At 36.7% G+C, this 22,504-nt stretch carries 11 protein-coding genes; 6 read left to right on the forward strand and 5 right to left on the reverse strand.

The window, feature by feature from the left end:
* Window positions 1–178: 178 nt before the first annotated feature.
* A complete protein-coding gene (locus JTI58_RS12220; protein WP_205446979.1) occupies window positions 179–1,699 on the reverse strand; it encodes a VPA1262 family N-terminal domain-containing protein in 1,521 nt (506 codons plus the stop codon).
* 584 nt (window positions 1,700–2,283) lie between these two features.
* Between JTI58_RS12220 and JTI58_RS12225 the strand changes: the two genes are divergently transcribed.
* Window positions 2,284–4,176, forward strand: coding sequence for a stalk domain-containing protein (locus tag JTI58_RS12225; protein WP_205446980.1), 1,893 nt, complete (start codon window positions 2,284–2,286; stop codon window positions 4,174–4,176).
* 66 nt (window positions 4,177–4,242) lie between these two features.
* On the forward strand, window positions 4,243–6,735 hold the full coding sequence (locus tag JTI58_RS12230) for an S-layer homology domain-containing protein (RefSeq protein WP_205446982.1): 2,493 nt from the start codon (window positions 4,243–4,245) through the stop codon (window positions 6,733–6,735).
* A gap of 494 nt (window positions 6,736–7,229) precedes the next feature.
* Here the strand turns inward: JTI58_RS12230 and JTI58_RS12235 are convergent, their stop codons facing one another.
* Window positions 7,230–8,486 (reverse strand): HlyD family secretion protein, encoded by a 1,257-nt coding sequence (locus JTI58_RS12235; protein WP_243455992.1) that lies wholly within the window; start codon window positions 8,484–8,486, stop codon window positions 7,230–7,232.
* Window positions 8,486–9,163, reverse strand: coding sequence for a hypothetical protein (locus tag JTI58_RS12240; RefSeq protein ID WP_205441184.1), 678 nt, complete (start codon window positions 9,161–9,163; stop codon window positions 8,486–8,488). The genes JTI58_RS12235 and JTI58_RS12240 overlap by 1 nt, the downstream gene beginning before the upstream one ends.
* Window positions 9,164–9,508: 345 nt before the next feature.
* Between JTI58_RS12240 and JTI58_RS12245 the strand changes: the two genes are divergently transcribed.
* From JTI58_RS12245 to JTI58_RS12260, 4 genes are all read left to right on the forward strand, one after another.
* Window positions 9,509–13,480, forward strand: coding sequence for a rhoptry family protein (locus JTI58_RS12245; RefSeq protein ID WP_243455996.1), 3,972 nt, complete (start codon window positions 9,509–9,511; stop codon window positions 13,478–13,480).
* Window positions 13,481–13,680: 200 nt separating this feature from the next.
* Window positions 13,681–14,748, forward strand: a complete 1,068-nt coding sequence (locus JTI58_RS12250) for a CAP and S-layer homology domain-containing protein (protein ID WP_205441188.1) — start codon at window positions 13,681–13,683, stop codon at window positions 14,746–14,748.
* Window positions 14,749–14,969: 221 nt separating this feature from the next.
* Window positions 14,970–15,881: a C40 family peptidase gene (locus JTI58_RS12255; protein ID WP_205441190.1), complete on the forward strand. Its 912-nt coding sequence runs from the start codon at window positions 14,970–14,972 to the stop codon at window positions 15,879–15,881.
* A 233-nt stretch (window positions 15,882–16,114) separates the two neighbouring features.
* Window positions 16,115–18,040 (forward strand): N-acetylmuramoyl-L-alanine amidase, encoded by a 1,926-nt coding sequence (locus tag JTI58_RS12260; protein WP_205441192.1) that lies wholly within the window; start codon window positions 16,115–16,117, stop codon window positions 18,038–18,040.
* Between the two features lie 558 nt (window positions 18,041–18,598).
* On the opposite strand, the gene JTI58_RS12265 is transcribed toward JTI58_RS12260, so the two are convergent.
* Together JTI58_RS12265 and pruA are read right to left on the reverse strand one after the other, a co-directional pair.
* Entirely contained in the window at window positions 18,599–20,569 is a 1,971-nt protein-coding gene (locus tag JTI58_RS12265) for an S-layer homology domain-containing protein (protein ID WP_205441194.1), read from the reverse strand.
* Window positions 20,570–20,843: 274 nt separating this feature from the next.
* Window positions 20,844–22,388, reverse strand: coding sequence for an L-glutamate gamma-semialdehyde dehydrogenase (pruA, locus tag JTI58_RS12270; protein WP_205441196.1), 1,545 nt, complete (start codon window positions 22,386–22,388; stop codon window positions 20,844–20,846).
* Between the last annotated feature and the right edge of the window lie 116 nt (window positions 22,389–22,504).

Below are 22,504 nucleotides of genomic sequence, written 5' to 3' on the forward strand. Positions count from 1 at the left end.
TTCAAGAGGCAACTATGGAGGAATTAGTGACGGAGGTAGAGCATCAAAAAACAATACCGCATGATGAGTATAAAGACGATATAGATGAGCGAGGAGATGGACAAGGAATTCTCTTTAGTTAAATACAAATGTTGATAAGGGAGTGTCTTATACGATTTTTAAGATATCCCCCTATCAATTATTCATGAACGTTTTGAATGGCAAAAAAATCACATATAACTTCTATGACTTTTGGTTTTGTTGCTTTGTGAATATACCATAGCCAAGCTTGCCGATCATGAAGAATCTTTTGTATCGTCTTTTGTAAATGTTGATATCCAGTCCACTGGAGGGAACGTTGATGAAATACGCTACCCCATGTATAAAGCTTTGTTAAACCAATAAAATAATGAATATGTTCATCACTGGAACTCTTTTTCCAACTATATTGATGGTGTTTAATTTCCTCTAGTGTTTTTTCAATTTCATTAAATAGTTGTTGCACATCATATTCCATATGGATATATTGGAGTACGCCAAAATAATAGCTGGAATAAACGATGTCATTAATATACTGCTGATTTTGTAATAGAGATTGTAATAATTCCTGCCACTTATCAAATAATCCTTGACAAAGTTGGTATAAATTTTTGATATTCCCATAGCCATTTTTTCCGTATTGAATAAATTCTAGTTGTTCGGTTAAAATATCTTTTGCATTTTTATATTTTCTTTGTCGAATCCAATCTCTCTCTGTTGTTGCCCCTTTAATATTGCTATTATTTTGTGCTACAACATCAATAATTTCGACTTGTCTATCAGCAGCTTTTTGAATTGTACGTGGCTCATTACCTCCAATATCCATATTGAAAGCTAGATGCTGCATAAAACTTGCTGTTTTGGAATAAAGAATTAATTGATGTTTCGTATCAATGATTTGAACCGTATTAAGAGATTTGCTGTTTCCTGTAGTGACGGTAAATTTCTCTTTATTTAGCTCTTGTGTTAGATGAAAGCTAGTGATGGTTTCATCAAAATTATCAAAGATTTGCAGAGCATAATGCTCTTTTGCTAGTACTCTAGCATCCCATACTAATTCAACATTCATTCCATCCCAGTTTTCAGTAGATCTATAGTGGATTGCCGTGAGGTTAGAAGGGAATTGAAAGATGATATTACCTATGCGATCATTCATGAATTGTAAATCAATTGGTAAGATATTTTTTATGTAGTGATTAATTTTTTCAAGTGACGTGACTTGTAATAGTTCGTTTAGAAATGTTTTCTCTGTATCAAAAAATTCAATGATGTAGGAGCCATTGTGAAAATTATTTTTTAAAATAGAGTTTAACGGCACATTGCTTGTACCATTACATTTAATAAATTGCTTATTCAGTTTTTGTAGACCGATTAATTGAAATTCTTTTTCTTTATATCTCCAAATATGTTGTTGAAGCAGATGATTATAGGCTTCTGTTATTTCTTCTAATGTTAAATTATATTGAAAGATACCAATGAAAAAATCTTTCGAAATGTGAAAAGGATTGGAAAGGTAACTTTCATTAGGCGAGGAATAGGGTCTCTCTTCAAAGGCAATAAGTGTATAAAGATTATATGTCGTTTTTAATTTTTTGTTATAAATAAAAATCATCGTCACTTCACAAGATTGATAAAAGCCTAGCACACCTGGTGTTTGAAGTAATGTAAATTCATTGCTCATATTATCCAGTCTCCCTGAAATATATTTTAAGGCAAAACAACCTTTATAAAAAAATACGTGATAAATTTCAAAATCATGCTGCAAATAAAGGTTATGTTAGCTTCTCTACAGTCATTAATTATCTAGTAATCGTCACTAGAATGTACTACATATTTATTATCAACTACTATTCTATGCTTTTCTGCCCCGCATATTTCTACTATCAGTGACAACTACATCAAATATTCCCTTAGAAACATTGTGTTTCTAGCATAATACATCTTTCTTTATTCATAAAGTTTTCCTTTTATAACGCAACTCAATCGTTCAATTTCTTAAAAGGAAATTAAAATTATGTAACTTATTGAGGCTATGGCAAGTCTACTTAAAAGGGATGTACTAATAGTGTGAAAGCACCCAAAATAATTTTTATAGAAAATATTCATGGTATTTTAGAATACCATTTGTTCTATATGAAGCTTTTGAAGGAGGAAGGCTAGCACTCTAGTACCGAATTCTACTTTATTCGATAAAAATCCCACATTTTAGGGGTTTTTCGTGTTAAGATGGTAAAGACGATTTTAAGAGGAAAAAAGGAGATTGAGATGTTTAGAAAACTAAAGACTACATGTATTGTATCAGCAGTTGCTTTGGCTACAATTTTACCTGGACAAGCGTCTGCAACAGCTACTAATAACAATGGAATTCAGATAAAAAACAATGTTTCGATTACGATTAATGGAGAGACCATTAGTGTTTATGACCCTATTTTAAATAAATCGGATTTCTTATTACTACCAATGCGTGCATTATATGAAGCGGTTGGTGCAAGTGTGGATTGGGATAAGGAAACGTTGACTGCATCGGCGATTCGCAATGGTAAGACGGTTGATTTAACGATCGATTCGATGACTGCTTTAATAGACGGAGAAGAGGTTGCAATGGATGTTGCGCCATTTATGTATAAAGATCGTACTTACATGCCATTACGTTTCGTCAGCGAAAACTTTGATGGTGTTGTTAATTGGGATGAGGCTACCCAATCGGTAGATATTACATTATCAGATGAAACAACAGCACCACCGCAGGAAGACCCATATATCTTACATATCAATAACAAGCGTATTGTCATGAAAGATCAGATTGTTACAAAGGATGGAAGAACCTATTTACCTGCTAACTATATTTATGATTATTTAGATGATTCGTCTGGCACATGGCAACCTGATGGTTCCTTTGAATTGTTAATTGGTGGGATGAGCTTTATTTTCAATGATAACAGCAATCAGGCTTTGATTAACAATGAAGCAGTGACAATGATCGAAAAGCCTTTTATACAAAAAGGTAAAATGTATGTTCCTGCTAAGTTTCTTGTGGATGCATTAGGCGGGAATTTACGCTATATCACTGATAAAAAAGAAATGTATATTTACGTATATCGCTACATGTATACTAGTTCTTTCCTTGAAAAGTCATACGGTACTACGTCATCCCCAGAGGTTGTTCCTTCTGCTCGTTTAGAAGGGGATCGTGATCTATTTATTAGTGATAATCCAGAAACATTAACACGCAAGCTTGTACCAATAAATAATGTAACACTTGCACAATATGATGTGAAACCAACGACAGCAATGAATAAGCACCGTGTCTTTGGCTGGCACTATAACACGCTAGGAACAGATGTCAATATTGGTATTACCGTTCAAAACAAGTCTACTACAGAGAGCATTAAAGTGACTGATTCGAAAGGCATTAACCAAAAAACAGGTAATAGTTGGGTAGGTCATGATATTGGTTTAACAATTGCTGATGCTGTATTAAATAATAAACTTAAAAAATCAGAGAGTAGTGGCATTGTTATCGCACCAGGTGAAACGAAGCTAATTGAAACATATGACCTACACTATGATTATATTATTGGTTTTTTACATGATTTAGATATTCAAGCAGTCAATGGTGGAAAGCCAGAGTATACGATTCGTACAGTGCTTTCAAAAGATAATACAGATTTAACAACAATCCAATCGAATCAGGTTGCGGTAGATGAGTATGCGAAACATCCAAGAGGCGCGTGGCCAAGTGCTACCATTCTAGCAGAGCTACCAGCCTATACAGTAGATTCTCCTGAGGTAGGCTATAACATTTCTAATGGCCGTACAGACCATCTACAAACGGCTGAAAATTCGCTTTCTCAAATTAATGGTGCGGTAGGAAATCCAGGTCACTTCGGTATGAACTATAAAGTGTCCATTCCAGTTGTCAATCCAACAGGCTCTACAAAAACGATTAAGCTGAAGCTAGCAGGTCGAGGAGGATTATACAGCGGAGCGATTAAGGTGAATGGCAAAGTGTATTTAGTGCCTTCTTTAAGAGTAGGGGCTGAGTATGTTGAATTACCAGATTTCAAGATGAAGGGTTCAAAAGATACGATTGAATTAGAGTTAATGCATGCTGGTGGCGTGAATCTTCCAGTAGCGATCTATGTAGAAACAAAATAAAAAAGTCACTGGCATGGGCCATGTGACATGGTACGTGCCATACTTTGAATTAATTCGGAGTGAAAAATGGCAAGAAAACTAATAACGATTATTGTAGTCCTATTCATGCTTACACTTACAGTTAGTCCCATCAATGGACAAGCTGCTGGTTTAGGCAATAAAGTCAGTGAAGTTAAAACAGAGGTTTCACCACAGGTAATACATTCACAGCAAAACTATACTTCAGGTTCTATACGTCAGTTTGTAAATGTTTTAGATGTCAATTTAAATAATACATATACAAAACTAGAAATTGGTATGCCAAATCCTATTAATTCTTTAAAAACAACATCTGCTATGGCCAAGCAAAACACAGTTGATGGGCATCGCGTTGTTGGAGCGGTCAATGCCTCTTACTTTTTAGGAAATGGTATGCCTGCGAACTTGTTAGCAGAAAACAATGAAATTGTGAACTACGGTATTTTGGGAGATACATATGATAGCCCAACACAAAAACCAGTTGCATTTGGTTTATCGAAATCAGGGAAAGCGATAGCAGACTATTATTCTACGAATCTAACTTTCCAAGTGAATGGCAAAAGCTATCCTATTGATCTTATTAATAGTGAACGAGGAACAAATAAAAACGTTTTATATACACCTGAAAAAAAATCAACAGGGACAAATACATGGGGTGTAGAACTCGTTGTGTCGGGTGCTAGCCAAGATACAAACACTTTGCATTTTGGTGATCAGTTCTCGGGCACAGTTTCTCATGTAACAGCCTATGGAGCAGAAGGTAACTCGTCTGTACCAGCAGATGGCTTTGTCATCTCTGTACAAAATAAAGAATTAGCCGCTGAATTAACTAGCATTACAGAAGGCACAAGCGTGGATGTCAGCTTATCAATCGATCAAAAATGGATGGATGCACAGTTCATTTTAGCTGCTGGACCAATGCTTGTACGTAACGGTAAAGTTGATATTTCAATGCCAACAAATTCAGGGTTTGCTTCCACACGTAGCCCACGTACAGCAGTAGCCATAGATGCTACAGGTACAAAGGTATCACTTGTGACAATTGATGGTCGCATAAGTGGTCATAGTAATGGTGTTAATTTATCGGATTTAGCTGCTCATTTAATTTCAGTGGGTGCTTCTTCGGCTATTAACCTAGATGGAGGCGGCTCTACAGCAATGGTGGTGCGTAATCAAGGAGGTTATTTCGCCAACCTAGTGAATAGACCGTCAGAGGGTAGTGAACGTCGTGTATCTGCCATTTTACAGGTAGTGAATACAGCGCCACCAGGGAAAGTAAAATCAATTACGTTAAGTAGTGTTGGTCAGGTAATGAAAGGATCTTCTGTAGATATGCAAGTTGCAAGTGCCTATGATCAATACTTGAATCCAATGACCATCAACCCAGCAAATATGAACTGGACAGTTGAAGGCAATATCGGCAAAATGGACGGTGCAACCTTCACAGCAACACAAAAGGGTGAAGGGAAAATTATTGGCGAGTATGAAGGAATTCGTACGTCTACAGCTGTGAAAGTAGTAGATCTAGCAGAAAAACCTATTGTACTAGATAGCTTTGATAATACTTCTTCTTGGACAACAGAAACAGCGAAAGCCAATGCTTCGTTAGCAAGCTCTAAAGAATATAATAGACAGGGAGCTGCTAGCTTACAATTAAACTATGATTTCACAACAGCAGGCACAGGTACAAAAGCAGCCTATATGGTTGCGAAAACACCAATTGCTATTTCAGGGCAGCCTAAAAATATCGGTCTTTGGGTATTTGGCGATGCTGGTAAGCATTGGCTAAGAGGCGTTGTCATTGATGGCGCTGGAGCTAAGCATACAATTGATTTTACAAGCCAGGGTGGTTTAGACTGGAGTGGCTGGAAATACGTGACGGCAGATATTCCAAGTGATCTACCACAGCCACTAAAATTCGAGCGTTTGTATGTTGCTCAGCCAACAGCATCTCTTCAGAAGAAAGGTCAGCTGTATTTCGATCAATTACAAGCCGTTTATAAAGATAATCATGAGGAATTAGTTTATACAGATGTAACAAAAGGACATTGGGCATTTTCCGAAATCCAAAGTCTATACGATAAATCTCTTATTAAAGGATACTCAAATGGAACGTTCAAACCAGAGGCATCCATTACACGTGCAGAGGCAGCTACGATCATTGCCAGAGCTCTAAATCTAACTACAACGAAGGATTCGAGCTTTAAAGATGTGAGTAAGAGCCATTACGCATACAGTGCTATAGCCGCAGTTGAGCAGGCTGGCATTATTAAAGGGCAAGAGGCAGGGAAGTTTAATCCAAATGGACAGCTTTCACGTGCAGAAATGTCTGCCATTTTAACAAGAGCCTATAAATTAACAGGTACAAGCAAAGTAAGCTTCTCTGACGTTAAATCAACACATTGGGCATACAGCCATATCCAAGCACTTGTGGCAAATGATTTAACTGGAGGCTTCCCAGATAACACATTTAGACCAGACGCACAAATTACACGTGCACAATTCGCAAGCTTCTTAAATAGATGCTTATCATTAAAATAAAGAAGACAAATCCTCTGTAACAGCTACAGAGGATTCTTTATGTTGTCTTGAAAAACAAAACGATTAACAGAATTTATGTGAAAGGTGAAGTGGATATCCGTTGCTTGCTTACCTGTGAGTTAGCGCAAAGCACTCTAACCCACAAAATGTTAACTTTTTAGAAAGGCTTTCACTAATCATATTATTGAGGAGTGCTGTCACTCATCACTTCTCCGCATTTTTCACTACTGTTAGTATGAAAGAAAATGAAAAGATACATTTTCAGAGTGGTTGATTGGAGTGGAGCCAGCGTCACTCCTTGGGGATTTAGCGTCACAGAGGAGACCCTGGAGCGAACGGAAGTGAGTGAAGCGGCTCATCGAACGCCCCCTGGAAAGGACGATGGCGCAACGGAAATCAACCCATCGCTTGTTTTGCAAAATAATTTTTAGTGTCAATTTCTTTTGTAACAAAAAATCCGCCTAGTCCATAAAAGGACGAAGCGGATTTTTCAATTAGAAAACGATATATTTCACATATTGCTTCCAAGTTAGTTCTTTAAAATGGCTCCATTGTATTTTCTCAACAGGCAATGTTCTGAAGGTATAGGATTCGATATTACGTTTTTCATTAGTGAGCATTGGCGTCCCTTCATCAACATAATCCATAAAAATAGCTGACTTAGCCGTATTGAATTGCACATTGACATCAATTAGTTGGATTTTGCCGTCCTGATTGATGATATACAGCTTTTTGTTCCCTTTTTTAGCTGTGACTAGCCACGATTTATCGACTTTATAAGAATCAAAAGCTTCATTGACAATAATAGAGGCTTTACCAGTTGTGGAAAATGGGATGTCCTCTAGTGGTGCATCTTGCTGCAACGTTACTTCATAATTTGTTGGTTGCGGCAAGGTTGCTGTTTTGGCTAGCTCATTTGCCCAAACTGTCTGATCGTCAGTAGCAATCGTTTGTTTTTCTAATACCACGCCAGATAGTTCATCTTTGACATGTTTCACTTTAAAATCAACAGTTTGTCCTTCCTGCACCTTTTGCCATTCTTTTTCCGATAAATAGGCATACATTGCTTTTTCATTGGAGTAGATTTCAAAAGTTAGCGCACCAGCTTCTTCCTTAATCGCTGACACAATACCATCTATAGGGCTCACAATACCTTGACGAGATTGTATTTGTGTTATTTGGGCTTCAAGTAGCGCAATTTGACGATTCGTTTCAGCGATATGTCGATTTAACAGCGCAACTGCTGTCGATGCTGAATTTTGTTGAGCTAGCTCTAATTTTAGCGTTACGGATAGCTTGTCATTGATTTGATCCGTATTAATAGAGCTTTTTGGGTTAGAGCTGTCTCCGTACTCATCCTCAATTTGATCAAGTGCATCCTGTAAATCGTGTAATTCTGTTTCATAGGCCGTACGTTCAGATTCGAGTTTAGTTAACTCCTCATCCACCTCATCCGTTTTATAGGTAGCAAGTACATCATTCATCATCACTTCTTGGCCACGCTTTACATTCACAGCCGATAAGTTAGTGGCATCAGCAGTAATCGTGTATGTTTCAGCAGGTGCTACAATGGTTTCTTTATGAACCTGCTCTGTATTCGTGCCGACATACGCTTTTTGAAACTCATCGATAAAGTAGGATCGTGTCACACTGCTATTATCTTTAAAGACAAAATATGCATTTATACCGATTACTAGCATTGCTAACACGATGGTCATCGTTGTCCATAGTCTTGTTTTGATAAATGCCATCATCCTAACCCCCTAGCAATCCATTCTTTAATTGGTAGCACACTGATCAAGCCAACAAATAGAGCCATAAATAGCTGTACACCAATCAATTTGACTACTAACATTTTTCTACTAGCTTCTTCCTCCCATTTTGATAGGAAGAGATACTGTACAATAATGATTAAAACCGTTGTTACCGTCAACTGATTGATCGTAAATAATACGAAATCTGTTTCAATCACCTGTAAGGCAGCAGGAGCTAAGGAGAAGAAAGAAAACATGGTTGTATAGCCTACTGCATAGAAAACAGCAAAGAGGATTGCTTTTTCAATTAGTAGAAAGGCCACAACATAAAGCTGGACTCTTTTTATCCAAGTATAAGGAATGTCCGTTAATAGATGTAATAGATAGGTAACACCATAATAGTGGAAGCAAAAATAGACGATTGCCCATATAACGGCACCAAGCATCGAAAGTATACGTGCTACATAGTATTCATTTTGTAAATCCATTGCGAATAAGGAAGTTAAATTCTCTGTCCCCATGCCCCAATATTCGCGAGCAGCAAACAACAGGATGAAAAGAATGAACACCGTTAGTACTCGTTTTTTATATCCGATGACCTCGCCTTTCTCTACGATGCTAGTAAAGTAGGTAGGATTTTTTAAACTATGCCAGAACTTATAATGGTAAAACATTAAACAGCGTCCTTTCTTCCAAAATAGGATATCAAAGTTGTAGTATACACCTTGTAAAGATATTATGACATATGAAAATAGCTGTTTTTTTCCAATAAATTCATTGAAAAAACGCTTTCTCTCATTATATGTCGATTGGTGAAAATCTCATAACACCATTGTATAGTATAATTGAAATAACTTCCTGTTTTTCTAGCTAGTAATTTTGAAAAGTTACTTTTGATATGTCTGATTTTGTAAATGTATTAGAATGGCTTGAAATCAAGCATTTTACACCGATACTAAAGTCATAATTTCTAAATGAAAATGAACACAATCATTTTCCTATACATAAACGATGAAAGGGTGGTTCGATTGAATCGAAAATTGACGGCAGGAGTCATAACAGGTCTTTTATTAGCACCTACGACTATAGCCAATGCACAGGAAAATGATGCACAATCCCGCGTTACAACACATACGGAGCAAGTTGTCTATACGAACGAGGTAGCGGCTGCAACGACAAGAGATCAGCTTATTGCACAATTTGGTAAGCTGTCGGAGAACTCAGGGCCTGATGACATGGTCATTGCAAAAGGAGATCTTCAAGTTCTAAGTGCTGCAGGTTTTAATGAACACGAAATTGAATTTATTCAAGCAAAGTATACCTATGTTGAGGAGCAACGTAGCCTATTAAGTGAGCTACAAACAATAGGGAAAGAAATGTTGGGAATCTCGTTTACAAGTAAAACATTTATTGCAGAGGTTGAAGCTTTAGAAACGAAATATACTAACTTTTTAAATGTTGGCAAGGATGCTCAAAAAGCGTATGTAACTGTTCAAGAGGAATTTGAAACAGCTGTCAATAAGGCACTTGTTAACGATGCAAAAGATATTGCCAATACAATTCGTGGCACATCTTTACAGTATGGCTATACTGATGCTGAACGCAATGCCTACTTTAAAGGCAAGGGAGTAGATATCTACAGACTTAATAAATTCATTAGTGATGCAGCTACAGCGAAATTAGCTACAGATGAATTAGATAAATTAAATTTACTAGATGCTACTGCAATAAAAAGTTTTACGACTACTTATAATGCACTTACAGCAGATCAAAAGAAAATAGTCGAAGCCTATAACCCCAAAAACGAAGCAGTAACACCTTTTAAAAAGTATAAGGATGTTTTAACAGGTCTGTCAGCAGTGGATAAAGTCTCTTTAAGTATCGATCAGCTAAAGGCAAAGCAACCTTCAGACTTTTCCTCAGCAACAAGTTTTATAAGTGCCGTAGCAGCTATTGAAAAATCATATAATAGCCTAAACAATGCTCAAAAGAATTTAGTTTCAAACTATGATGATTTAAAACCATTTATACAAGCAGCAGATGTTTCTAAGCAAATCTCATCTCTAAGAGTTTCAAGTGAAAAGACTTATCGTGATTCAGTTTCATCATTAAAGACAATCTACGATAATTTAGATAAAATTAAATTATATGTAAAAAACAGTGTAGATTTAGAAACAGCGAGTGAGAATATTGATTCTGCAGTATTCATTGAAGGATTGATTGAGAAAATTAAGGATGCTACTAATAAAGTTGAAGCAATTAAAACAGCACGAAAAGCTTATGATGTCCCTTCATCACAGTCTGGAGCAACTATCAACGTAGCAAATGTCAAAAAAATAGTCAATAATTTAGCAGAGTTAACAACGTGGGAGAAAAATTTAAGTGCGGCATTAAAGGTAGATAAGTTAATCGATAGCTTAGATCCAGCCGCAAAAACATTTGAAAGTAAAACCCTATCTGCTTGGACTGCCTACGACAAGTTGAATGCCAATGATAAAGATTTGGTTCAGGGTTCTGAAAAGATAAAGTTATTTGTACAATACGCTAATGTATCAAAAGCAATCAATACATTAAAGCCTTCAGCTGATTACAGCACACAGCTTGCCGAATTAAAAAACCAAGTAGATCAATTAGATGCACAAGGTAGCGGCTATGAAGAAGCTCTTAATAATTTGAAAACAAAGTTAACAGAAGAATTAAAGGCTTTGACAGATGAAGAAACAACTGTAGAACAGGTTAAAGAGAAAATTACGAATCTTGGTGCGTCCACGAATGTGGCAATTGAAGAAATACTGGCTGCACGCTCAGCTTACAATGCATTATCAACGACAGCTAAAAAGCGAGTAACGAATATTAAAGTGTTAACAGATTTAGAGAAATCCTATAAATCAGTCGTTAATGTTATCTCTCTCTTTGAAAAACTAGATTCCAATTCAAAAAGCTATATTTCTAAAGCAAAATCAGCTTATACGGCTTATGCGAAGCTAGATGATAAGAATAAGACATTTGTACAAAATTATAAAGATTTAAAAGATGTTATTCCTGCAATTGACGTAATGGTGCAAATTAGTGCATTAAATACATCTAAAAAAACGTATAAAGATGATGTGGCAAAAGCAGATGAAGCGTTTAATAAATTGGGTGAATCTCTTAAGGTAAAGGTAGTAAACAGCGAGGACCTAACAAAAGCACAGGGCTATATCAATACGGCCAAGGCATTTGATGACCGTATTATAGCATTAGCAAATGAAGGACCTGATACATTTGTCAAAAAGGTAGCCGATCTGACAGCTGAATATAAAGCAATGGATAAAAACGCACAAAAGCTAGTGGAGCAAGCTAAAATGTTAAGCTCCTACGAGAAGGATAACAAAGCGGTAATCAAGGTTATTCAAATGATTGATGCCTTAAATCCAACAAATAAGGATTATACAAAAAAGGTTCTTGATGCTCGTAAAGCCTATAATGCGCTTGATCAAGTTTCCCAAAAACGTGTAACAAACTATGCTAATCTCACTGCTGTTGAGGATGTTGCTTCCTTAATTGGTCTTATTGCTTCATTAAAGCCTACTAGTAAAACATTCTATCAAGATATGAAAACAGCGCGTGAGCTTTATGATGCCTTGCCAGAACAGAAGCAGCAAGCGATAGTAAACTATGATGCACTGGTAGCAGCAGAAAATGAGCAGGGCCTAGCACAGAGCGTGGTTGAGCTTATAAACTTAACAGAAGTGCAGGATGCCGACTATTTAACGAAGCTAATGAATGCCCGTGTAGCATATGATAAGTTGTCATCTAACCAAAAGAAATTAGTGACGAATATTAAAGATCTAACAACACGTGAGAAAGCGGTTAAACCAATTTTAAGTGTGATGGTTCAAATTAATGAGTTAGATCCAGAATCAAAAAGCTTTGTTAGTAAGGTAAGCTCAGCACGTAAAGCTTATGATAAACTATCGAAAGATCAAAAAAAATATATCGACAATATTGATATTCTCTTGAAATTTGAGCCTATCTCCAATGTGATGGAATTGATTAGTAAACTAAAGTCTTCAAGTAACACCTTCCTTCAAGATACGTCACGAGCACGCTCACTTTACGATGCACTATCTGACGATATGAAGCAATATGTAACAAACTACTACTTATTGCAAGCAGCGGAGTCTAGTATTTTAGGTGCTGGTAATGTCATGCAAATGATTGATGGTTTACCATCTGTTGATCCAAAGCAATATGTAAAACGCATTCAAGAAATCCGTGCTGCTTACAATGCTTTACCAAAGGATCAGCAACGAGCTGTTCAAAATTATCAAGTGCTACAAGATCAAGAAAAGCTAATAAAGCCTGTAATAAGTATTGTAGAAGATATAGATCGATTGCTAACGGCAAAAGATATGAATAGTCAATACCAAAAGATTTTAAAAGCTTATGATAAACTCAATGCTGATCAACGACGCTATGTTTATAACGACCAACTATTGCTTTCACTAGATAGTGTTATAAAGGTTTATAATAATATTGCTAAATTGAATCCAAAGGATAAATATTACTTTGGCATGGTGGAAGCGGCGCGTAAAGAGTATGATAGTTTGAATACGACAGATAAACAGCGTATCTCCAACTATTCTATTTTACTCGAAGCAGAGAAAAGTTTAGCTGATGTGAAGAAGGTTGTAGAGATCATAGCGGGACTTTCTCCAAGTTCTTCGACATATATTGAAGATGTGGCGAATGCCGTTGCAGCATATAAGGCATTGGACTCTAAAATTAAAGGACAAGTCATTAATGAGGATGTCTTAAAGCAGGCTGAAAAAGATGTGGCTGCCGTTCTCAAAGTTGTTCAAGCTATCGGAAACATTGATCCAGACAGCTCATCATTTGAGAAAAAGGTGCTAGCTGCTCAAAAAGATTATAGTAATTTGTCGATTGAGCAACAGGGCTTAGTGTATAATTACCGCATTCTAGAAGACTATCTTAAAATGATTCAATAGTATGATAAAAAAGGAGTTTTCCCAATGATTATTACGGGAAAACTCCTTTTATAAGTAAGAAAAAGTGGACCTTAATATTATTTTCCAAAAAAGTGAAACTATATCATTTGAATTTCGTATCTTATAGTATAAATGGTCGCTTTGATTGGGAGGTACCATTTGATACATATTCATTTTGCCAACGTGAGGAGGTAGCCCTGTTGAAAAAATTACTTAGTATAATGGTACTTTCAATAGCTGCAACCGTAGGAAGTTTAACTAGTTTTAGTCAAGTCGAAGCAGCATCTGCAAAGGCTGTAGATGTGACAAATTCATACTGGGCAAATGCCTCAATTCAACATATGCTCACTAAACAATATATGACTACATATAACGATAACACTTTTAAGCCTGAGCAAGCTATTACAAGGGCAGAGGCTGCTGCTGCTATTGCACGCTCTCTTCAAACAAACATTGACATTGAAAACCCTGTAAAATTTAAGGATGTTCCTACAACACATCCTTATTACAAGGAAATTTGTCAGCTTGTTAAACTAGGAGTCATTCAAAAAAGTGATGCCTTTCAACCAGAAGAGCCTTTAAAGCGTATGCAGGTGGCAAAAATGCTAGCACTTGCGTATCAGTTTAAAGTAGATAGCAAAAATAATAGCCAGTTTGCAGATATTACACGTACTCATTGGGCAAAAGATTATATCGAATCCTTAGCAGATATCGGCATTATCGGTGGAGTGGATGCTAAACATTTTGCTCCTGACCAAATGGTAACACGCGCTCAGTTTGCTGTTTTTGTTGAGCGGAGCATTGTTTTTCAGCAAAAAATTAAGGCATTGGAAGTAGCTTATGACTATCTTGCAAAGGATTATATCCCAACTGTAAACCTTTCTTCCGAGTGGTCTAAAAAGGTGATTGAATTAATTAATGTTGAAAGACAGAAGAATAAGCTGGAACCTGTTGTCTATGATTCAGAGCTGACACAAATCGCTATTATCAAAGCACAGGACATGGTAAAGCGTCATTATTTTGAACACGTTTCTCCATATTATGGGGCACCTTGGGATTTAGCGACATTATTTGATTACAACTATACAAGTTTTGGAGAGAATATTGCTAGAAATATTAAAACGCCAGAAGTTGCAGTAAAGGCATGGATGGCTTCTCCAAGTCATCGAGATAATATTTTAAAAGAACATTATACAAATACGGGTGTTGCAATAGCACAGGATAGCAAAGGAAATTACTATTGGGTTCAAATGTTCTCTAGTCAATAAGTTGTTGTGTAACAAAGAATCGCTAATATTACAGAAATGTTACGAAAGTTCCAAATTACGATAAAAAAATCCCCCTTTTAACGCTGGGAATACCACCAAACGTTGGTATTACAGCGTTTTTTTGCTGTCTAAAACCGTTACACAATTGAAAAATAACATGAGCCTCTTTTGTGATAGTCTATGTATAGGCAAAAAAGTTTTGAGAGGGGTATAACAAAAGTATGAATAAGAAATGGTTATTACCGATTTTTGCATCTTTTATGTTATTTTCAACTACTAATATTAATACTGCTGAAGCAGCGTCTAAAGCAGATTTAACTGATACAGCTTCTAAATATTTAGGTGTTCCATATAAATACGGCGGTACAACAACAAGCGGTTTTGATTGCTCAGGCTTTACTTCTAAAGTATTTTCAGACTTAGGCATTCAATTAAACCGTACGTCAGGATCACAATATCAACAAGGTACTGCAGTTGCAAAGAGTGATCTTCAAGTTGGCGATTTAGTATTTTTCAATACAAGTGGTAGTGGGATTTCACATGTGGGGATATACATAGGTGATGGTAAAATGATCCACTCTCAAACTGGTCAAGGTGTAAGCTACTCAAATGTTAATGACCCATATTATTGGGGTGATCGTTATGTAGGTGCAAAACGCGTGGCAACATTTGATGCTCAACAACAAGCTGAAGTAAAGCAAGCAGCTATTGACTTTTCTGTATATGCTTCTCGTGCAGAGGTAGCAGTACAAATTGCAAAAGCTTTAAACTTAGATACATCTGATACTACTACTAGTTTCGTTGATGTAAAACCTACATATGCTCACGCAGGTGCTATTGCAGCTGTAGCTAAATTAGGTATCTTTGAAGGCGATGCAAATGGTAAATTCAACCCGTCTTCACCAATTACGCGTGCGCAAATTGCTAAAGTATTAGTGTTAGCATTTGGCCTTGAAAACAATGGTGGAAGTGTAACATTTAGTGATGTACCTCAAAAGAGCTGGGCTAATGAGTATGTGTCTACTCTAGCATCAAATGGCATTACAAATGGTGACGGAGATGGTAGCTTCGGTTCTGATGAATTACTAAAAATCGAACAATTAAAAGTATTTATTGAAAGAATTCAACAATAAGTTCATAAAGTTAACACTTTAATTGTGTCATAGATTGCAAGAAATGATCTTTTGAATAGCGTATAATGGAAGAAGGGTTTGCAATAGCAGACTCTTCTATTTTTATGATAATTTTGTAGGAAAGGATGTGAATTGGAAAATTAAATTTTAACAGTTCTATTGTATGATGCTTTATTTAGCTAATTTTGTTAAAATGGACACGTTAAGAGAACAAGAAGGGAGGAAATAAGACATTGAACATCAAAAAAATTAGTCTTATCTTGTGCGTCTTATTCATTTCGGCTTCTATGTTTACGATACATAGTGCAAGTGTCAGTGCAGCTAACAATTCGAATATAACATTTGAAGATGTTACTAAAAATCACCCAGCCTATGAAGAAATCAATTATTTAGTAAATTTGGGGGTAATTCAAGGTTACTTTGTGAATGGTAAAAGAGTCTTTGGCCCAAATAATAGTGTAACAAGAGGACAAGCAGCTAAAATGGTTGTTGTGGCCTCTGGTAATAAACCATTAGTTGTAAATAAATCTAGCTTTTCAGATGTTACAGTCGGCACTGAAATGTCAGGTTACATAGAACGTGCTGTACAGCTAGGATTTTTCGACAAAAATATAAAAGGCCAATTCTTACCAAATAAGCCTCTAACTCGTGGAGAAATGAGTTATGTATTAACAAAGGCTTTTAATTTAGATACTAGTGAGTATGAGGGGATCGACTCACCATTTACTGATGTAGGAATCACACACGAATATGTGAAATACATCAATACAATCTATTATAATGGTATTACAAACGGAACAGGTAATACGTATTTACCAAATGGCACTGTAACACGTTCACAATTCTCATTATTCGTTGCACGTGCAAACAGTGAAAAATATCGATTAGAGCTTCCTGTAAAAGGTGTACAAGTTCCAGATACATCACAAGTCATTGGCTTAGTGAAGGTCACTACTGATGGGTTAAACATCCGTAAATCAAAAGATTCTACTTCAAGTACGAACATTGTAGGTAAAGTCAATACAGGCGGTAAATTATCAGTTTACGCTGTTGAAAGTAATTGGCTAAAGGTTACTTATAAAGGGGCATATGCCTATGTTTATAAGCAATATGCAGAATTTGTAGATGCAGATGGCAATGAGTTAGGAACAGTCGAAAAAGAAGTAACGACAAAAAATGCTATCAATTTATATGTGAAGCCTACTTCTTCAGCAAAAGTAATTTCATCAATTAAAGCGAATGAAAAGCTTCCTGTTTACAAAACAATTGGTGGCTACTACTTAACACAAGTAAATGGTTTACCAGGTTATATTGTAGCGAGCAGCACTACGGATACTGTGGAAGAAGAAAAGCCAAATCCGAATCCAGATCCAGATCCTACACCACCACCAGCTTCAGGTGATGTGCTTGGAAGAGTAACGGTTGATAACTTAAATGTTCGCAGTCAAAGTAACTCTACATCAGCTGTGTTATTTAAGTTGAATAAAGGAGAGTATGTCCAAGTTAATAGCATCAATGGTTACTGGGTAGAAATCACTTATAATGGCCAAACAGGCTATGTTCACAAGTCTTATTTGAAACTATTAAATCAAACAGCTAAACCTTTACAAAATCGTATTATCATCCTAGACCCAGGTCACGGTGGTAAAGATCCAGGTACAGTTAAGGGCTCTGCTTCTGAAAAGAACATTACACTAAAAGTCAGCACACAAGTGAAACAATTACTAGAGAATGCTGGTGCAAAAGTTTATATGACACGTACTGGTGATACGTATCCATCATTACAAGATCGCGTAGACTTTACTCAAGCAAACTATGGTGAAATTTTCGTGAGTGTTCATGTCAACTCTGCTGCTAATACGTCAGCTTCTGGTACTGAAACATATTATGCAATATCTACAGGAGATATGTATCAGGAAGACATTGATTTAGCGACTTATGTTAATAATCAAATTGTCAACAATTTAAATATGAAAAACCGTGGTGTCAAGCAAGAGCAATACTACGTAATTCGTAATATGGTGATCCCGTCCATTCTAGTGGAACTTGGTTTCTTAACGAATACAGAGGATAACAGTAAAATGACAAATGATCAATACGTTAAATTATTTGCAGAATCTATTTATAATGGTATTTTGCAATACTATAAAAAACAATAAGTGATTAAGAGACGATTCCCAAGCTGTACTAGCCTTTGGAATCGTTTTTCTTATTCTCTATATACCCACATTAGAGAAAGACAAACAAATCTATATAAATGGATGCCTCGTTTGCAGGCTACTTGCTTTTCTGTGGGCTCGCCTGACTCTCTATCTCACGGGAGTCAAGTAGCCTTCCACTCCAACCCACAAAATGTTAACTTTTTAGCAAAGGTTTTTAAATAAAGTGTTTACTACTAATTTTATGGCGAGGAGTTATCACTCATCGTTTCTTCATATTTTTCACAACTGTTAGTATGAAATAAAAGGAAAAAACACTTTTGTAGAATGGTTGATTGGAGAGGAGCCAGCGTCACTCCTAGGGGATTTAGCGTCGCAGAGGAGACCCTGGAGCGAACGGAAGTGAGTGAAGCGGCTCATCGGATGCCCCCTGGAAAGGACGCTAGCGGAACGGAAATCAACCTCTCGCCTTATGAAAAGGTCTTTTTCTGCTAGTAACTTTATCCTTTTTAACAACAGTAAATGGCTACCTCAATTAGAAGAGGCAGCCATTTGCTGTTATTTCACGGTATTAATGAATTTAATGTAATCCTTGCTAATATATCCTGGTTCAGTATTTAGTTTATCCGAAACAACTTGATACCAACCGTTTGAGCTTGTATCTGTGACAATGACCGGCATATTACTTTTACTAAATGTGAAGAGTGGACTTTGACTTGTTGATGCATCTGCACGAACATTTAGTCCAGCTGTTGTTGTGAGTGCAATTTTATAAGGATTATTCGCATCTTTAAAGCCTAAAGCTTTTTCTGCACGATAATAATGTCCAGCAACTTTGGCGCCCCAGAATGGATCTGAAGCGTATTTTACGTTGAAGCCAATAGCCTTAGAGCCAACAACTGCGCCATTCGTATAACGTCCGCCTGGCGTGATATAATTTGGCTGTAAGAATTTTTCAACCAACTCATTAATATTAGCTTCGACACTATCAAACTTCTTGTTCAGTGGATTTGTATCATAGACATATAATCCAAATAGATTGTTTAGGTTTTGAGCGTGATCACTCATACCATAGGCACTCTCATGCTGTGCTAGAGATAAAATAAGCATAGCATTGATATGAGAATTTGCTTCCACGTCTTTTAATACAGAACCTAAGCCAAGTAGCTTACTTTTAGTTGTGGCATTTTTATAAATCGAAGCACCAGAGCTTTCAACCTCTGCTAATTTTTCCACAATATATTGATCTAGCTCTTCTACTGTATATTGAGTTGTTGCACGGGCTGGTAAGAATTGATAGTAGTTATAGGCTTCTCCTTTTGAAGAACCATCAGCATTGGTAAAGTTAATGCCATCCCAGCTAAAGTATTTCTCACCCTGCTTCATAAAGCTAGGTGCCTTGCCATACACGTAACTAGCTGAATATTTATTTGTTTTATAATCATATAAGGTATGTTTTATTTCACCATATTCATTTGTGTAATAAGAACGGCCTTTCACTAAAGTAGAAGGAATTAAGTTAACGTCTGCCTGCTTTAAATAGCCAGTATGACCAGCTAAGCGTACTTTTACTTGTGTGGCATCACTACCTAGATACTCCATTTCTGTATTACCAGCAACTGCGATTTGATCCTTTATGGTTTCAGAATTCAGTGCCACATAATTATTCGTTACAACATAACCTGAAGTCATTTTGATAATTTTATTATTTTGAGTAATCACTAAAGAATTATTCGTCATCGCTTTTTCAGCTGCTTCAAAGCTAGTAAAGGTTTGCTTGTCTACTAGATTACCATTTGAAATTTCTTTGACGATATATGCGGTAGTATTACCGTTATTACCAGTATTATTATTGTTCTCATTATTATTAGTATTACCGTTATTCTCGGAGTTACCGTTGTTTTCATTTTTACCAGCGTCAACCTGATCAGCAAGAAGGATTAATCGTAAGATAAATGTTGACGCTTCACCAATTGTGGCATTGTCTCTAGGTAAAAACATGCCATTGGAGCTTCCTTTAATAAGTCCTAATTGTGCACCGATTGCAACATCTTGACGGAAATCTTTAAAAATAGTGGTATTGTCTTTGAAGGTAATAGAAGAAGTACCTTTTGGTATTTTTAAATAATCAACAGCTCTGATTAGCATAACTGCCATATGCTCTCTTGAAATACGGTCATCCGGCTTAAATGAGCCATCCGTATAGCCAGTAATAATTCCAGCAGTAGCAGCAAGCTTAATTTCATTTGCAAATAAATATGTGTCTGAGACATCTGTAAACGTTATCTCGTTCTTTGCGTCCAAATCTAACGCTTTTGCTATGTATGTGGCGAATTCACCGCGTGTCACCGTAGCATTTGGACGATAGCTACCATTTGCATCTTTCAGCAATGCATCTTTCTGAATTAAATAGCGCAGACCACTCTCGTGCATATGTCCTGATAGCTCATCTGCATAGACCGATTGGGGTTGCCAAATGACTAGACTAACAAGCATCATGAGCAACATAAAAATTGATAGTTTTTTCATAGTTTTACCCTCCTAAACTGATATCATTTTAACAAAGTTACACAATCAAGATAAGGGTCAAATGTTAGAAATACCATAAAATATACCAGCCTTTTATAGGCAATAAGTATGCTTTTATATTTTGATGGGAGAGTTAGTTTAAAATAGGGGAGGGGAAGTGAATCGAAATTCACATGAGTTTCTTCTATTATATATGTCCTTTGTGTTGTCCATAAAAATAATGCCGTACATTGTGTGCTAAGAAACAATGTACGGCATTTTATTGGGATAATAATTAAAGCATTTCTGAAGTTGTTTTTGCTTGCATATGCAGTTGTAGGTAGTCTGGGCCACCTGCTTTTGAATCTGTACCTGACATGTTGAAGCCACCAAATGGTTGGTAACCAACGATTGCGCCTGTACAGCCACGGTTGAAGTAAAGGTTTCCTACATGGAATTCTTCACGCGCTTTTTCTAGGTTCACACGGTTAGTTGTGATAACAGCACCTGTTAAACCGTATTCTGTATCGTTTGCAATTTCAATTGCGTGATCGAAATCTTTTGCTTTTGCAATCGCTACGACTGGTCCGAAGATTTCTTCTTTCATAATACGTGCAGAAGGCTCTACGTCCGCGAATACAGTTGGTTGTACGAAGTAACCGACTGTATCATCCGCTGTACCACCAGCTACTAGGCGACCTTCGCCTTTACCGATTTCGATGTATTCCGTAATTTTATTGAATGCTGCTTGGTCGATTACTGTTGCCATGAAATTGCTGAAATCTGTTGGATCTCCCACTGTTAGAGCGTTTGTTAACTCTTCTACACGGTTCACCACTTGGTCATATACATCTTCTACGATAACAGCACGAGAACATGCTGAACATTTTTGACCAGAGAAGCCAAATGCTGATTTCACGATTGATTGTGCAGCTAATTCTAAATCTGCTTCTTTATCGACTACGATTGTATCTTTACCGCCCATTTCAGCGATAACGCGTTTAATCCAAATTTGACCGTCATTTAACACAGATGCACGTTGGTTGATACGTAAGCCGACATCACGTGAACCTGTGAAGCTGATGAAGCGTGTTTTTGGATGATCAACTAAGTAGTCACCTACTTCAGCACCAGAACCTGGTACGAAGTTCACTGCACCTGCTGGAAGGCCTGCTTCTTCTAATACTTCGATAAATTTATACGCCACAACTGGAGTTGTTGAAGCTGGTTTTAATAAAACTGTGTTCCCTGTTACTAAAGCAGCTACTGTTGTACCAGCCATAATTGCAAATGGGAAATTCCAAGGTGAGATGACGATACCAATTCCTAGTGGAATATAGTCATAACGGTTGTATTCACCTGGACGGCTTTCTACTGGTTGACCGTTTTTAATGCGTAGCATTTGGCGACCATAATATTCCAAGAAGTCGATTGCTTCTGCTGTATCTGCATCTGCCTCTGCCCATGGTTTCCCAGCTTCTTTTGTTAATAAAGCAGAGAATTCATGTTTACGACGACGAATAATCGCTGCTGCTTTGAATAAAACGTCCGCACGAATCGCTGGATCAACTTTTTTCCAAGTTTTAAATGTTTCATCTGCCGCTTGCATTGCTTTTTCAGCTAAATCTTTGCTTGCTTTCGAAACGCGACCAATGACTTCTGTTTTCTTTGCAGGATTGTACGAAACAATTTTATCTTCCGTTGTAATGCGCTCGCCACCGATAATTAGTGGGTAGTCTTGACCTAAATAACCTTCAACTTTATTTAAAGCCTCTACATAAGCATTGTAGTTTGCCTCTTGTGAAAAATCTGTGAATGGTTCGTGTTTGTATGGAATCATGTCAGTTTCCTCCCCATGGATAAGTGGTGCCAAATGATTATGCACCTTTTAAGATTGTGTTAATTATATAATGCAATATAATTTGGCATTAATCAACTCAAATTTTAAAACTTTTT

The sequence above is a fragment of the Lysinibacillus fusiformis genome (assembly GCF_016925635.1).
GTDB lineage: Bacteria > Bacillota > Bacilli > Bacillales_A > Planococcaceae > Lysinibacillus > Lysinibacillus fusiformis_F.